The organism is Nostoc sp. ATCC 53789 (genome assembly GCF_009873495.1).
GTDB lineage: Bacteria > Cyanobacteriota > Cyanobacteriia > Cyanobacteriales > Nostocaceae > Nostoc > Nostoc muscorum_A.
The window spans coordinates 3,503,289-3,519,304 of sequence record NZ_CP046703.1 but is presented as its reverse complement, the minus strand read 5'-3'; the positions used below and the strand labels follow the sequence as shown (position 1 = coordinate 3,519,304).

The window sequence follows — 16,016 nt, the reverse complement described above, 5'->3', positions numbered from 1 at the left end:
TAATCTACCAATGACTTTCACCTCTACCAAAACCCTTGCTGATAAAGTTCGCGCTGACTTCCCGATATTGCATCAGGAAGTCAACGGGAAACCCTTGGTTTATCTCGATAATGCGGCGACATCGCAAAAGCCTTTATTCGTATTAAATACCTTGCGGGATTATTACGAACACTATAATGCTAACGTGCATCGAGGTGCCCATTCCCTGAGTGCTAAAGCTACTGATGCTTATGAAGGTGCTAGAGATAAAATTGCCAAATTCATCAATGCCGCATCACGTCAGGAAATCGTTTACACCCGCAACGCAAGTGAGGCGATTAACCTAGTAGCTTACAGTTGGGGAATGAATAATTTGCAGCCTGGGGATGAAATTATTCTGTCGGTGATGGAACACCACAGTAATATTGTACCTTGGCAATTGGTAGCACAAAAAACGGGTGCAGTACTGAAATTCGTGGAACTGACACCTGAAGAGACTTTTGATTTGTCACAGTATAAAAAGCTGATTTCCGACAAAACAAAGTTGGTGTCAGTGGTACATATTTCTAATACTTTGGGTTGCATTAATCCAGTGGAAGAAATTGGTGCGATCGCTCACAAATATGGTGCTAAATTCTTAGTTGATGCTTGCCAAAGTGTTCCTCACTACCCTGTGGATGTGCAACAGATAGATTGTGATTGGTTGGTAGCTTCCGGTCATAAAATGTGTGCGCCAACTGGGATAGGGTTTCTGTATGGCAAGTTGGCATTGTTAGAATCAATGCCACCATTTTTTGGTGGTGGTGAGATGATTGCAGAGGTGTATTTAGACCATTCTACTTATGCAGAATTACCGCATAAATTTGAAGCTGGTACTCCTGCAATTGGAGAAGCGATCGCACTTGGTGCTGCGATAGATTATCTTAGCAGTATCGGTATGGATAAAATCCACGCCTACGAAGCAGAATTAACAGCTTATTTGTTCCAACAATTAGAGCAAATTCCCCAAATTAGAATTTACGGCCCCAAACCAAATGCTAAAGGGGAAGGGAGAGCAGCTCTTGCGTCGTTTACAGCCGGAGAAGTTCACGCTAACGATTTATCTACATTATTAGATCAAGAAGGCGTTGCCATCCGTTCTGGACACCACTGCACTCAACCATTACACCGTTACTTAGGTCTTGCTGCAACCGCACGAGCAAGTCTATCTTTCTACAACACCCGCGAGGAAATTGATATTTTCATCAAATCACTGAAAGAAACTCTCGACTTTTTTGCAGGTTTCCTTGCTTAAAGTACAAAATATTCAGATACTAATTGTGCCAAATATCAGCAACATATCTTGCTAATAGTTGGCACAATTTAATTATCTGGATTATTTATAGAATAAACTAAAGTTTTTGAAACTTCTTTTCTTGGTCAAATGGTTGAAATTGACTTGAGCGAATATTATATTAATGACACAGGTAAAATTATCGGGATTTTATCTAACATCCTGACAGAAAAAGTATTCTAATATGCTTGTCAAGTCAACACCTGCTGAACAAAGAACAGTGCTACAGAACATTAGCTGGGAAACCTTTGAAGCCTTGTTGAGAGATACAGGTGAGGACAGAGGCTCAAGATTTGCTTATGACTGTGGTGTTTTAGAAATCATGACTCCACTTTTTGAACACGAAAATCCTAAAATTCAGTTTGACCGATTGATATTCGCTTTAGCAGTGGAATTAAAAAATAAAATTAGAAGTGCTGGTTCTACAACATTAAAACGTAAAACAATAACAAAGGGAATAGAACCCGATACTTGCTATTATATTCAAAATGAGCCAGGAATTAGAGGTAAGCAAGAATTAGATTTAAAAACAGACCCAGCACCGGATTTAGCAGTTGAAATTGATATTACTAGCAGCTATGTTAATAAGCTTAATATTTATGCGGCTTTAGAGGATGTTTGAAAAGTCCTCTTGTCGGTATCAAATAGTTTTAGATCCCCCTAAATCCCCCTTAAAAAGGGGGACTTTGATTCCGATTCCCCCCTTTTTAAGGGGGGTTAGGGGGGATCAAAAGTGCCTAAAGTCACAGCGAAACACTTTTCAAACAACCTCTTAGGTGTAGCAGAATTATGGAGATATGATGGTGAAGTTTTAAAATTTTATCAACTAATAGAAAGCGAATATATTGAGATTAAGTTGAGCATAGCTTTTCCTTTAATTTCTGTTAGTGATATGAATAAATTTATCCAGCAAAGTAAAACTATGGATGAAATTGATCTGGTGCAATCCTTCAGTGCTTGGGTACAGGGAAAGATAGGGTAAAGTGTCCCTTATTGATAAATATAATTACTGGCTTACTTTTTATGTATACTTGTCAAGCCAACGGTTGGTGAACAAAGAACTCTGGTACGTGTACTAAAAATTAGGTTTTGTGGTGGTTTTATCAGAAAAACTCAATTTTTCGTCCATAAACTTGGGTTATCAAGCTTTATTGGGAATTGTGACAGATATCCCATTGATGAATTTCTATTTGAATATAATATATAGATTTCATGAAAATGACTTTTATCAATTGAGAAATTTATTACACAATTTGAATATATACATTTGAATAATCAAACCCAAAAAACGATTGTCACTTTTTCGCAGATATTAATTTTTTAATAGTATTAGTCATGGAAAATAATAAAATAGTATAAATAATAGCATGGAAAAAAGTGTTATTAATGCCAGCCTTTCTACTCAGAACCTAACTTTTCGTCCAGGTGATACTCCTGTATCATTTGAGGTAACTGTCAATAATGACAGCGATCGCTTTGTCAATTTTCAGGTAGAAATTACCGCCGCCGGAGAAACCCGGAACACTGGATACCGATGGTATCGACTCGAACCAGAGGTGGCAGCAGCTAAACCACCAGGAAGCAGTACCATATTTCAAGTCTTCATATTCAATACACCCATTCCAGGATTTGTCGGTACTGTCAACCTGATGGTTAATATTTTTTCGCCGCAATTAGCACAACAGTGCAGACTTGTGCTGCGTCTGAAAATCGAACGAGATAACAGACCAACACACTTAAGTGTCGAATTGCCTGTGCGAGAGTTTCAAGTTTATCCCCGCAATTCAGTAGATATACCAGTGCGGGTGCGGAACTTGGGGCAACAACCAACTGATGTGGGGCTACGTTTTACAGGCGTTGATCCATCTTGGCTAGCAGGTAGTGCAGAACGCCGATTATCTCTAGATCCAGGTGGATTAGCAGAAGCCACATTTCAATGTCAACCTCCTTCTGTAGTGCAAGCGCCTAGTCAAAATTACCCTTTTACCATTGAAGCTGTTAGCAATAATGGTTATCCAACCAGTGCTGAAGGCAACATTGAAGTCTTACCAGTCGGTTTTATAGACTTTACCACCACTCAAAAACACCTCAAAATTCCTAGTAAATTGGCATGGTTGCCTGACTGGAAATCTGATACAGCTTCCTTTGAATTACTATTTAAAAACGCTAGCAACCTCAACCAGCAAATTAATGTCCAGGTCCAGGGTAGAGACTGGCGAAAATGTACTTTCAAAAAGCTTCCTGAAAATGCCAATCTCCATTTAGGAGAGACAAGTAAGGTCATCCTTGATGTTAAAACAAAACGCCCTTGGGTAGGAATCGGTAAAACTCTTTTATTAGAGGCTAAATCTGAATTATCCGACCAACGTTTAGGGAGTACAGACCCCGCCACGCAGACATTAGAAGTGGAGGCTTTGCCAATTATACCTCTATGGCTACAGCTAGCTGCGATCGCACTCTTAGCTGCACTCCTAGCATTAATACTGCAACCAAGAGATATAATGCATACACGTTCTGTAAATTCAATACGCTTTAGTGGTATTGGTTTGTCTGTGGTCAGTGGCTCAGATGATTGCACATTAAGACTTTGGAGAATTGCTGCCGATAGTTTGGGCCCCGATGACACAGTAACATACGCTGGGCAACCCGTAGCTTGCGACCAACGGCAACAGCCCAAAGGTTTAATGGCGATTACCGATGATGCTGTAGAAGTCTTACGCTTCATGCCATTACAAAATGATCGTGTTGCCGTTGGTCTCGATAATGGTGTAATTGAACTTAGAGATGTACCATCAGGTCTAAAGATTAGCGAACTTCAAGACCTTAAAGATCCTAAAGCAAAAGGCGATCGCGTCTTTGATTTAGCTTTCACTTCAAATTCACTTAACTTATTCAGTGGCTATGGCAGTGGTAAAGTTAGATTATGGTCAAGATCAGCGCCTAACAGCGATTTTCTGCCAGAACCGCAAGTTATCGACGTACAAAGTACATTGAAACTATCAGGTTTCCAAGTCCGGGCATTAAATCTCAGCCCAGATGCAAAAACTCTAGTAATTGCCGGAAACTTTAAGCGTTTCATCTTGTGGCAGTGGAACCCAACTCAATCTGATAAAAAATTCCCAGGTTTATCAGTGCAAAATCTAGAAAAACTAGACCCATTAGTTGGGCGTGAAGACTATATTTGGGGATTGGCTTTTGTTCCTAACTCGACAGAAAAAATCCTAGCAACCTCCGATTCAGCAGGATTCATTACGATTTGGAATTTGAATCAGTGCCAACCTCTCAAAAATCCCAATCCGCAGGAAAAAGTTAATGAACTCAATTGTTCGCCAATAGATCGCTGGCCAGCATCAAAAACATCTGTGCGTAGTCTGGCATTTAGTGATGATGGTAGTTTGCTAGTAAGTGGTGGCGATGATGGACGAGTGGTGCTTTGGTACTTAACTCCCGAACATAAGCTTGACAAAATAAAGGCAGCAGAAGGTAAAACAATTTACCAAAGCTCTAAAAAAATCAATAGTATCGACTTGAAAACTAATCAAGGAACCATGATTGTTAGTGGTGGTGAAGATTTTCAAGTCAAACTACACCGCATCAAATAAGAGAGTCAATGATATGCAAGCTAAATTCAATCCACTGCAAGTTATTATCAACCCACCTGGAATTCAATTTGGAATGCCAGGAGATACTATTGAACTCTATGTTGTTGTAATCAATCAAGGAGACCAAGATGCGGTTATTGACTTACATTTTGTTTTTGACGAAGTATTTCAAAATTTAACCGGTTGGTCTAGTTCTCCTAGAGAAAGTTTAGCATTAGCTTCCCAACAGAATAGCGATGAAGTAAGATTTGAGTTTCAAATTGCTGCAAATACTCTTCCTGGAACCTATGACTATACATTAGTCGTAGATTCACCTCTACATTATCCTCAAGATACACCCATAACCTTCCCAAACCAAATTAAGGTTCTGCTACAAGAACAGACTGCAATTCGGGTGAATGACCCGACATTTTCCATTAGACCTAACACCAACCCCAACAAGCCGCTAATTTTCAATCCTAGTGAGCCTCTGCAAGTAGAAGTTATAGTTGATAATCGCTCTTATCTCGTCGATAGGTTCCGCTTGAGTTGTCCAGATTTAGACGAAGACTGGTTCACAATTAATTACCCTGCAAGCGGATATGAGGGTTCTGGATTAGTATCGGAAGCTACTGCGCTAGAACTGAACCCTGGTACTAAAGGTCAAATATTGTTGAAATTTCACCCACCTGGGGATACACTCGCAGGAAGCTATTCTCCTACAATCCGCTTGTATTCGGAGAACTCTCCCGACTTAGTACTGCTAGACTTGGTGTACATTCAAATTCCGACAAATTATCGCTTAGATATAGAACTTCATACGATTTTGGGACAAGTTAGCCGTAGTCTGGGCAAGTATGAATTAGCACTAGCGAACCAGGGTAATATTGTCCGGGAACTGATATTAAGCTTAAAAAGTCGAGACGAAGAAGAACTATATACTTACAAATTTGATCCGACTGAAATAAGATTACTACCAAATAGAAGTGCTGTGGCCAACTTGACAGTCAAACCCAGACCTTGGTGGCGAAAACCGTGGTTTGGCGCAGGGTTAGTGGTTAACTTTCAACTCGACATCAAAGACCAAAAAAATTTACCCCTACCTAACACATTGCCTCAAGGGAGCTTGGTATGGAAACCCCGTCCTTTGTGGCAATTTATTCTGTTAATTTTGGCAATTTTGGGATTATTGGGAGGGATAGGATTTATCATTTGGCGAATTTTAAATCCCGATCCTTTGAAATTAGAAAATTTTAGTGCAAAAGACTCTCAAATTACTGAAGGTGATGAGGTTGCTTTGAACTGGGAAATTCACCACTATAAACAGTTGCAAAAATTGGTTCTGACCGCTAAAGGTTCCCAACCTATTGAGCCTATTATTTATGACTTTAGCAATGGCATTCCTGAAGCATTGGGTAAAGGAAGTACACCTCTTTGTCAGATACAAGAAAAACAAGACCTTATTTGTAGTAACGTGAAAACTGGAGTGAAAACAAAAGGAAATTACACTTTTCAGCTACAAGCTTCTTATCAAAATGGTATACAGTTATTTTCTCGAACTAATCAAATAGCAACCCAAACAACCCAAGTAGAAATAGCTGAGAAACCAATTGCTGAAGTTGTTAATTTTCAAGCCGATAAACCACAGTATATAAAAGGTCAAAATATTCTTTTAAGTTGGACTATTGCGCGTCCATTACTGCTGCAACAAATTCAAATTGGTGGCAGTGCAGATGATGAGACATCCTACGGCGAACCAATTGTTTATAAAATTAACCAAGGTAATCTTGCAGACCCTAAGCTCAAAAAGCTATGTACACAACAAAATCAAGAGCTACGATGTACAAATATCCCTATACCTGCATATAAAGCAGGAAAATTTGCCTTTCAAATCAAAGCTTTTTCTAATGGAAGTCAAAAAAATAGTTTTAAAAAGACTGAATCTAAAATAGAAATTTTACCAAAACCATTTAGGATTGTTTCTTTCACAATCAACGGTAGCGATCAACCAAATCTGGTTCTCAACGAAGGAACAACTGCTACCCTGAGTTGGAGAGTAGAAGGGGAAAAAGAAAATATTCAAGTTAAACTTTTGCCATACGGCGATGAAGTTGCATTAAGTGACTCAAAGCAGTTTCCAGTTAATCTAGCCTTTCCACCTCAAATCACGCTGCAAGTTAATGATATATCTAATAAGCAACCACCCCAGCAAAAAGGATTTGTAATCACAGTCCTCAAAAAAGTAGTACCTACTCCTATACCTAGCATTAACCCAATTCCACCGAACCCATTTCAAAGCCCCTTACCTCAGAGGTAAGTTTTATCAGGCTCTTAGGCACATTCTCGATAGGCTGTGAAAGGTTGCTTGCCCTATTTCCAACTAACTCAATTCTTATTTTTTTGGAAACCTCGATGTCTTCGCCCATTTTGAAACAGGGGTTTTCGTAACTGTACTACCTCAGCTTCATTACTCTCGCGTGCTACCCGAATCAGCAACCCAGCAGCTATTAAGCTAGCAATCATAGAATTACCACCATAACTAAACATGGGTAAAGGTAAGCCTGTAGTTGGTAGAGAACCTGTAGCTACACCAATATGGAGCAGTGATTGTCCTATCATCAAAATCATCACACCGATCGCTACCAATCGATGCACTATATTTTTAGCCTTCAGTGCCACAATTAATCCGAGGGTGGCGAATGTAGCTAAAAGTGCCAACAACACCATACTGCCAACAAAGCCAAACTCCTCAGCGAACACGGCAAAAATAAAATCGGTATCCTGAATCGGTAAATAAAACAGTTTTTGTTGAGAAAGCCCAAACCCGGCTCCCCAAGTCCTACCAGAACCCACAGCTAGTAGACTTTGCACCAACTGGTAGCCATCTCCTGTAGCATCCGCCCAAGGATTGAGGAATGACATCACCCGCTTACGCTGATACTCTTTTATGCTAATACTGAGTATCGCCAACATTACTCCGCCAATTGCTGTTCCTCCCAGGTACTTGTAAGGTAGGCCAGCCGCGAGAGCAATTAGCCAAATAGTCATACCGCAAAGTGCTGTTGTACTTAAGTTGGGCTGGGCAAGAATTCCTAAAAGTACCAAACCGAAAATACCCAACCAAGCAAAGCGAACCCGCCAACTAATACGTTCCCACTGACCAAAAAGCCGCGCACTTTGCAGCACCAAAAAGGGTTTAATTAATTCTGAAGGTTGAATAGGAATTGGTCCGATCGCAATCCAACGGGCTGCGTCAAAAGCCTTTTTTCCCAATCCTGGGATTAGTGTGACGAAAATTAATGCCAAAAACAGCAACAAAAACCAATGGGATACTCTCAAAATTTTCTGTAACGGCAAATTAACAATAATATTAAACCCGATTAAAGAAACTAAGACCCAAAGTAGTTGACGCTTAAAGTAGTACAGTCCATCACTCTGACGTGCGTCAGCGACGGGATAGGATGCTGAAAATAGCATTATCAAGCCGACAAACAGCCAAATCAAAGTTAACCAGCGCAACAAACGCGCTTCTAGTGCCCAGTTGGAGACTGAACTATCAAAAATTGGAATCAGGCGGCGTAGATTCACGAGCAGTACAGGTAAAAAGTTAGGAATTAGGAGTTAGAAATAAAACTCATAAATCATAACTTATAACTCATAAGTAAGCTTTGCAACCATAAATCTTAGAGTTGTTAACTTCAATACACCCTTAGTTAAATATTTTTGACAAATTTGATTGGCTAGGAATGCCATACCCTTAGACGAAACAAGCTATGATTACCATCCCCTAGAGATGGCATCACTACACGTAAACTGAGAAATTATTTTATACATTAAATACAGCAGTTTTAAAAATAATTGAGAATTCAGAGAGTTAAAAAATAAATGCTTAGTGCTTCTCTCCCACTACAAGCATTTCTTAATTCTCATAATTCATAAAACATAACTCAACGATTTGACGCAATCAACTGCTTGTGTGTCCATAGAGAGGGGAATTTCAATCCAGAACTCAGTACCCTGTCCGGGTTCTGATAAACATTTCAGTGTTCCCCTATGTTTTTCAACTACAATTTGATAGCTAATTGACAAACCTAATCCTGTACCCTTACCCACAGGCTTAGTTGTGAAAAATGGATCAAACAGTCGTTCCTTAACTGCTTCTGTCATTCCTGAACCATTATCAGCAATTCGAATAACACAGTTTGTTTCAATAATTTCTGTAGTAATTGTAATTTTATTCGGACTAGCATGAATTTCTGCGATCGCGCGTTTATCATTATGGGTTTCGAGTGCATCGATGGCATTACTGATAATATTCATGAACACTTGATTGAGTTGGCCGGCGTAGCAATCTACCAGAGGCAAGTTTCCATAGTTTTTAACTACTTTGATCCCAGGATGATCTACGCTATTCTTAAACCGATTCTGTAAAATCAGCAAGGTACTATCTAGTCCGTGGTGAATATCAACCTTTTTCATTCCTGCTTCATCAAGACGAGAGAAGTTCCGCAGAGACAAGACAATTTCAGAGATCCTTTCGGCTCCTACTTGCATCGAATCTAGAATTTTGGGCAAATCATCTAGTAAAAAATCTAATTCGATTTCATTAATGCATTCTTTAATTTCTGGCACAGGATTGGCATAAAATTGCTGGTAAAGAAGCACAAGCTTTAGCAAACACTGTGTATAATCTTTTGTATATTTTAAATTTCCGTAAATAAAGTTAACGGGGTTGTTAATTTCGTGAGCAACTCCTGCAACTAACTGCCCCAGGCTGGACATTTTCTCAGCCTGAACCAATTGGGCTTGAGTTTGCTGTAGCTCCCGGAGGGATTTTTCCAATCTTTTAGCCTGAGCCTCAGCAATTTCCGCTAAGTTCTCCTTAATTTGCAGCGCACTTCGCAGTTGTGCCCTTTGTTGTTTCAGTTCGCTTGTTAACTTTTTGGCATCACCCAAAGCGGTGTTTTGAGATTGTAGTAGAAACAGAAAATCAACAATTGGGTCGTGAATCGCAAAGTCTTTGAGTTTGATACCCAAAGGAGCCAAGCTAGTTGTATCTGTAATCCAGGGAGAACCTAAAAAAAATATTACCTCCTCCTCTGGTTGATACATCATCTGACCCTTGAGCTGCATTCCATTGTGGAGAAACTCTAAAATAAATAGGGCACGAGGCTGTTTACTAATAGCATCAAAATCAATCAGAATCTTTGGACGATTAATCTGGAAATGCTGCTCAATCAATTTACCAACTAATGGCTCAGGACTAATACGCCCCAAGACCTCACCAGTTTGTACAATTTCACGATTACGGCTAAATGCAAAGTGGAAGGGAAAAGCTTTCGCCAGTAACTCTGGTGAAAGCGTAAGGTGAGGAGGAGCCATGCTGCTACACTCAATTTGGTTTATAAATCACTAAAAATTCATCATGTTCAGCACCTTCATCCCGATTCTGGGTTTGGGTAATATGAACTTCTGTATCAAACCTTGTTCCCAATCCTTTGATTAGACCAATAACCATTGGAGTTAGCCCTTCTCGATCAGAACGATAGTGTAAACTTAGAGAATTTTCCTCCATATCAGTACACTCAAATGATGGGGGCTGGAGTTTAGGAAAGCTAACTCCTACACGAGCATGAAGATTGTCGAGGTTTTCTAAAAACTCAGGCAGTGTATCTCCACTCATGTCCAGCATTTCACCATAGCCTTCTTGGGCTGTGTACTGAACCCAAAATTCCCCAAAGGCTTGCATAATCTGTTTGGGAGATAAACTTAGAATGACACTAGCAGCTTTTACCAACTTGTGGGTGATGTCATCGGGATAGCCTTCCATACTGAGGAAAACATCTACGTCCACCTCTGCTTTGTGCTTAATTTGTTTCCAAGTCTCTTCGCCAAAACGACTGCATACCATGTCTTGAATCGCCTTGTTCACTAAACCGTACATGGAAGCCTCCTGATGACTGCACCTAATTTTGCTTTGTGAATTTACCCAAGACTCGACAACTAATTTCTTAAAAAGGTTATTTAAATGACAAAATTTTCTGTAGTTATACTTTGAAAATGTTTTATTACAGATTTAAAATCCCAAAAAAACAAGTAAAACTGTTTGTATTCTAATGCTACAAATCCTCATTGTTACAACCGTATTTTTACTTATTGCTTTGCCCAGCTAGTTTTGAGGATTTGTAGTAAGCACTAAAGTCCTTACTACAAACTTATTTACCCATCAATTTAAACTTGACACAATACTACAGCAATGCATCAAAATGCACCCATGAATCAGGATACAAGCTGTATTTAGAGATTTGACGCTGAATTCCATTAAAAAATTGGACACGCGCATCCATAGCTTCAACAATAGCCAGTTTTACCTTGATATCCTCTTCATTCATGGTAATTTGAGGTTCAATCACTGCTGCTAGCTTTGCTGCATGACTATCATCTACATCAATATGGACTTCAAAAAAGATCAGAGCTTCTTTGGGTAAGGGAGCAGCACCAATAATTCCTTTATATAGTTGCGTGTAGAGTGAGCTAACAATCCCTTCGGAAGCATAACAGACAGCACCTAGTGCAGCTAAGTAGCCATATTTATGTGGCATCTGCAAGTAAGTTTCAATCAGGGCACGAGTTTCAGGTACAGTGGGTAGTGCTGCCAAAGTTTCGTCGTCGATACCAAGGGCGCGGGTAAATTGACGAAACAACTCTGGGTGGGACTGAGTTCTATCTCCCTGTCCCATTTCGTCAAATAGGTTTTCTAAGATGACTAACTGACTACTTTCATCTTCGCAACAAGATAAGATACTGGCCAAGATCCGATTAAATTGTTTGGAGAATTTGTACATCTGAACAGCTAGTATCTGTACGTCTGGTAAAAATAAATTTCCAGCCCGACAACGGATTAGGAACTCATGGTTCCATAAAGGATGATTAACTGTTATTTCACGGAAAGAATTTCTCGCTAAAGAAGATATCTGTGTCATCGTGATATTTGTAGGGCTAGATGGAGTGGTTGGTCAAGTAAGGGACTAAAAAATGATTGGTCTACTGCAATATGTTCTGGAGTTACACGCAATTCCTGTAAAATTGGCATAGTATTAAAGCCAGCAATTCTAAGGGCATTAAAGTAATCTTCAAGAGTTTTGTGAATCAATTGGACATTTAACCAGGAGCCATCTCGTTTCCAAATACGACCAGGAAACTGCTGATCTCGCTTACTGAAGTAGCCTGCACCTTCAACTTGAAAATAAAACGGATATGCTGCCTCCCGCATATATGGAAAAGATGGATGGGGAACGCTAAATACAAATCGACCGCCGGGACGAAGAATGCGTGCAACTTCTGCCATACATTCTTGGGTTTGAGAAATTGTCAAATAGTTAAATAGAAATACTGCAACAACTAAGTCAATTTCGCCATCATCAAACTGCTTGAGATTGGTAGCACATCCTACTTCGTAGCTAATACTTAAAGGATGTTCTACTTCTTGCAACTTTGCGGCTTCAATCATGCCTTGGGAGAGGTCTATTCCATATACTTGTGCAGCACCACGCCTATGTAATTCTCGACTGCAATAACCTTCTCCACAACCTATATCAACTACTCGCAGTCCACTAACAGGCTCACAAAGCTCTAGTACAGAAGGGCGTGCTGTAAAGTCTGAGAGAGAACTAGGTTCTCCTCTAATCCAGTCTGATGCTGTGCAATTGTATAAGTTTATAGTTGAGTCTTTGTGATTATTTGACATTTTTAACTATCTATTTATATTAGAGTTATGTTGGTTTTAATCAATCGGGGTTTATAAGAATTTAATACTATATACGTTGTAACATTTACCTAATTTAATGCTAATGTTGATTTTACTGATTTTTACTTTATGGTTAATTTTGCGTAAAAAATGATAGGTTTCAAGATAAAACCTAACTGAAATATTCTTAACTTCTTAATTTCTTTAAATATAAAAATATTAATATAATCAGACTTCATAAAGTTTTCAAAATACTTAGTTAATGGCTACTTTACATATAAATATGTTGAGGCTTAAGCTTTAACTTTACATATACTTTACTAATCTGGTTAAAGTTAACTCTTTAAATCAAGATAAATAATAGAAAGTAAACAGTATATTTTACGAAGTATAAGGAGAATAATCTTGTTAAGTTGTAATAGTCAGATCGTTTTTAAAATGAAATGGCTTGGGATGTATGAGTGATTTAAATAATTTAGAATAACGTTGGAAGAGATCATGTTAGAAGAACTGTTAGCCAAGTCAGTAGTGGGCGATCGCGTAGAATATGACCATGCGATCACATTCTCTCAACTTGGCGATCGACTCTTTGATGAGCTTGCTGATAAAATTGCTACAAGGCGACAGTATCGATTACTGTTTGAACACACATTAAAGCCTGAGTTGTTCCAGCAGATCCGCATTGCTGCTGCGGGTTATATTTCAGCGTGTCTGAATAGTCACATAATTCTTTCAGAAGCTGAAATGCTTGAACGACTATTGGAAGCAAGAAATACATTACCGAACTACACTGGTACTGGTCTTTTGATGCCCAAGCGAGAACATACTCTAGCATTTAACCTCTTTCAAACAAGCGTAGCTGAGGCTTTCTACCAATTAGGAGCAAATGAACTGATTGATGCAGTAGATTTACCAGTCAATCTCCGCATAGTTTATGGTAAGACTGATGCAAAAAAATTGAGTTTGCCCTTCGCTAGCTCAAAATGCCATAGCGATGTCTGGGCAGGTGTTGCTGCTGATGCGACTGTAGTGGTTATGCCACTATTTGGCGATATCGATAATATAACCATTGAAGCAGGTGAGATGCCCCGCGAAATGGAACTACAGGCGATGCGGGTAATGTCAGACTTTGCTGAAGGCCAGGATGTTCCAATGGTTGTCTCCTATACAGAAGCACAACTACAACACGGCACAATGTACTTTAATGATGCCCGTGGATTGCACCAAACGGTAAGAAGGAAAACTGAAGGTCTAAGAATTTCTGTAGATTTCCGGTTCCGCAGAAAATTCAATGAAGCTTATCGGGCAATGGTAGTACCTAGTATTGGTGGTGTTGAAGAAGATATGAGCGTGCCTTATGAAGACTGGCTGAAAGTTGGTAAGGAAACGCTAATTGTATTTGATGAAAGTTGTGAACAAGCCAGGAAAAAAGAGAATTCTGGCGCTCCAGTTCCGCTATATACTCGTGGTTATCGCCTTGTAGAAATGTTCAACTCTTAACTTTCAGAAATATAAGTAACAAAAAAAGAGGTCTGGTATTAGACCTCTTTATCAATTTTTATCAACCCATATACCTAGATTCATAAATTTTCCGAAATAGAAAACAGATTTTTTGTAATATTAATTCTCAACAAAAAAGAGGTCTTTTTCAACCTCTTACCAATTCCCTAAAATAATATTCTATTTACAAAATTACGACAAGCCAGTATTAGCGCCTTGCTTACCAGTTGCCAGTTCTACTTTGATAATTTTGCCGCCTGCTTTTTGAATACGTTGTTGTTCACGGAACCAGTTTTCATAGGGAACTAGCTTAGTGAAGTAGGTATTTTGCAGTTCGCGTTGGGTACGAATTCGGGTTTGGCTGGGAACTAGAGCAGTAATTTTAAACAAACGGGACATATTTTGAAAATCTCCTGTAAACTTTGTGAAAACTTTTTTTATCTCAAAATCTTGAGTGCAAATCTTTTAATCATTCCAAGGCTGGAAATCAAACATCAATACTAGACCACCAACACTCATCACTGATAATTTACCAAGATAAGCAATATAACGTTCTAGCACTCACGGTTGATTTCCAGACCTTAATAAAGCCGCACCTAAATTCTTAAGCGCAAACTAGCTCTTAGCTTAAGCCAGAAGAGATATAGTCTAAGTAAACGCCCATTTCCTTACCAGCGTCAGAACCAACCAAGCTAGCGGTTACTTCCTTGATTGCTTGGATAGCTTGCACGGTAGCACCAACGGGAACTCCTAAAGAGTTGTAGGTTTCTTTCAAGCCATTTAATACACGCTCATCCAAAATGGAAGGATCGCCAGCTAACATAGCGTAGGTGGCATAGCGGAGGTAGTAGTCCAAATCACGGATACAAGCAGCATAGCGGCGGGTGGTGTACATGTTGCCGCCGGGACGGGTGATGTCAGAGTATAGCAAAGATTTTGCTACAGCTTCTTTGACGATCGCAGCAGCGTTAGCGCTGATGGTGCTAGCAGCACGTACCCGCAGTTCGCCAGTAGCGAAATAGCCTTTTAGTTTTTCTAAAGCAGAGTTGTCTAAGTATTTACCTTGAACGTCTGCGGAGTTAATGACAGCGGTAATTGCGTCTTGAGCCATGTTGTTAATTCCTTATTTCCAACCGTATTGCAATACTTCTGTTTCGGCAGGGAAACAGCATCACCCTATAGCAGGGCACCAACTAGGTAATCGAAGTAGGTACCAGCTTCAGAAGCATCATCACCAGACAGCAATGTAGTAGCTACATTCTTCAGCCCACGGATACCTTCAGCAACACCATCAATAGGGGTTCCCAAGGACTTGTACAGTTCACGGGCACCGATAACACCAATTTCTTCAATCGGTGTAACATCACCAGCAACGATACCGTAGGTAACGAGGCGGAGGTAGTAATCTAGGTCACGCAGGCAAGTAGCAGTCAATTCTTGACCGTAAGCGTTACCACCAGGAGACACAACATCAGGACGCTTTTGGAACAATTGATCGCCAGCTTGCTTAACCAGCCGCTCACGATTTTCTGTCAAAATTTGAGCAATCCGCACGCGGCGTTCACCACTGGCAACAAAGGATTTGATCCGATCCAATTCACCAGGGCTGAGGTAGCGAGCTTCTGCATCAGCATTCACGATAGCTTTCGTGACGATACTCATTAATGGATTCCTCCAATACAAATGAAACCAGGATTTGATTAAACTGGTGAGACTCTAAAATTTGGTTTACTGAGTTTGTTCTCTCGTTCTTTTAGACACAACAGTTTTATAACTGCTACGGCTAATTAATTACGAGTTTTCTTGAGTCAACACAAGTACACAAGCTTTTAAACTCAGTTACCTTCCGCAAAACATTTTCCGGCATTCTGTTGAG

The 16,016-nt window shown here is 39.7% G+C and carries 12 protein-coding genes and 2 pseudogenes; 6 read left to right on the top strand and 8 right to left on the bottom strand.

Going from position 1 to position 16,016, the window contains the following annotated elements; genetic code table 11:
• Positions 1-10: 10 nt before the first annotated feature.
• From GJB62_RS14410 to GJB62_RS14390, 5 genes and pseudogenes are all read left to right on the top strand, one after another.
• Positions 11-1,273: a cysteine desulfurase gene (locus tag GJB62_RS14410; protein WP_114086128.1), complete on the top strand. Its 1,263-nt coding sequence runs from the start codon at positions 11-13 to the stop codon at positions 1,271-1,273.
• A 223-nt stretch (positions 1,274-1,496) separates the two neighbouring features.
• Positions 1,497-1,919 (top strand): annotated as a pseudogene (locus GJB62_RS14405) (Uma2 family endonuclease); the annotation flags it as partial.
• A gap of 165 nt (positions 1,920-2,084) precedes the next feature.
• A pseudogene (locus tag GJB62_RS14400) lies at positions 2,085-2,294 on the top strand (Uma2 family endonuclease); the annotation flags it as partial.
• A gap of 385 nt (positions 2,295-2,679) precedes the next feature.
• Positions 2,680-4,914 (top strand): hypothetical protein, encoded by a 2,235-nt coding sequence (locus GJB62_RS14395; RefSeq protein ID WP_114086129.1) that lies wholly within the window; start codon positions 2,680-2,682, stop codon positions 4,912-4,914.
• 13 nt (positions 4,915-4,927) lie between these two features.
• Entirely contained in the window at positions 4,928-7,210 is a 2,283-nt protein-coding gene (locus GJB62_RS14390; RefSeq protein WP_114086130.1) for a hypothetical protein, read from the top strand.
• A gap of 68 nt (positions 7,211-7,278) precedes the next feature.
• Here GJB62_RS14390 and GJB62_RS14385 read toward each other — a convergent pair whose 3' ends face one another.
• The 5 genes from GJB62_RS14385 to GJB62_RS14365 form a co-directional block, all read right to left on the bottom strand.
• Positions 7,279-8,481, bottom strand: coding sequence for an FtsW/RodA/SpoVE family cell cycle protein (locus GJB62_RS14385; protein ID WP_114086131.1), 1,203 nt, complete (start codon positions 8,479-8,481; stop codon positions 7,279-7,281).
• Between the two features lie 345 nt (positions 8,482-8,826).
• Positions 8,827-10,275, bottom strand: a complete 1,449-nt coding sequence (locus GJB62_RS14380) for an ATP-binding protein (protein WP_114086132.1) — start codon at positions 10,273-10,275, stop codon at positions 8,827-8,829.
• 10 nt (positions 10,276-10,285) lie between these two features.
• Positions 10,286-10,837, bottom strand: a complete 552-nt coding sequence (locus tag GJB62_RS14375; protein WP_012411139.1) for a heme NO-binding domain-containing protein — start codon at positions 10,835-10,837, stop codon at positions 10,286-10,288.
• 304 nt (positions 10,838-11,141) lie between these two features.
• Positions 11,142-11,876, bottom strand: a complete 735-nt coding sequence (locus tag GJB62_RS14370) for an iron-containing redox enzyme family protein (protein WP_114086133.1) — start codon at positions 11,874-11,876, stop codon at positions 11,142-11,144.
• Complete coding sequence (locus GJB62_RS14365; protein WP_114086134.1) at positions 11,873-12,640, bottom strand: class I SAM-dependent methyltransferase; 768 nt, start codon at positions 12,638-12,640, stop codon at positions 11,873-11,875. Before GJB62_RS14365 ends, GJB62_RS14370 begins: the two co-directional genes overlap by 4 nt.
• A 498-nt stretch (positions 12,641-13,138) precedes the next feature.
• Here GJB62_RS14365 and GJB62_RS14360 point away from each other — a divergent pair, with 498 nt between their 5' ends.
• Positions 13,139-14,140, top strand: coding sequence for a hypothetical protein (locus tag GJB62_RS14360; RefSeq protein ID WP_114086135.1), 1,002 nt, complete (start codon positions 13,139-13,141; stop codon positions 14,138-14,140).
• 192 nt (positions 14,141-14,332) lie between these two features.
• On the opposite strand, the gene GJB62_RS14355 is transcribed toward GJB62_RS14360, so the two are convergent.
• The 3 genes from GJB62_RS14355 to apcA form a co-directional block, all read right to left on the bottom strand.
• Positions 14,333-14,539: a phycobilisome linker polypeptide gene (locus GJB62_RS14355; RefSeq protein ID WP_012411143.1), complete on the bottom strand. Its 207-nt coding sequence runs from the start codon at positions 14,537-14,539 to the stop codon at positions 14,333-14,335.
• Positions 14,540-14,762: 223 nt separating this feature from the next.
• Positions 14,763-15,251: an allophycocyanin subunit beta gene (apcB, locus tag GJB62_RS14350; RefSeq protein ID WP_012411144.1), complete on the bottom strand. Its 489-nt coding sequence runs from the start codon at positions 15,249-15,251 to the stop codon at positions 14,763-14,765.
• Positions 15,252-15,316: 65 nt separating this feature from the next.
• Positions 15,317-15,802, bottom strand: coding sequence for an allophycocyanin subunit alpha (apcA, locus tag GJB62_RS14345; protein WP_012411145.1), 486 nt, complete (start codon positions 15,800-15,802; stop codon positions 15,317-15,319).
• Positions 15,803-16,016: the final 214 nt, after the last annotated feature.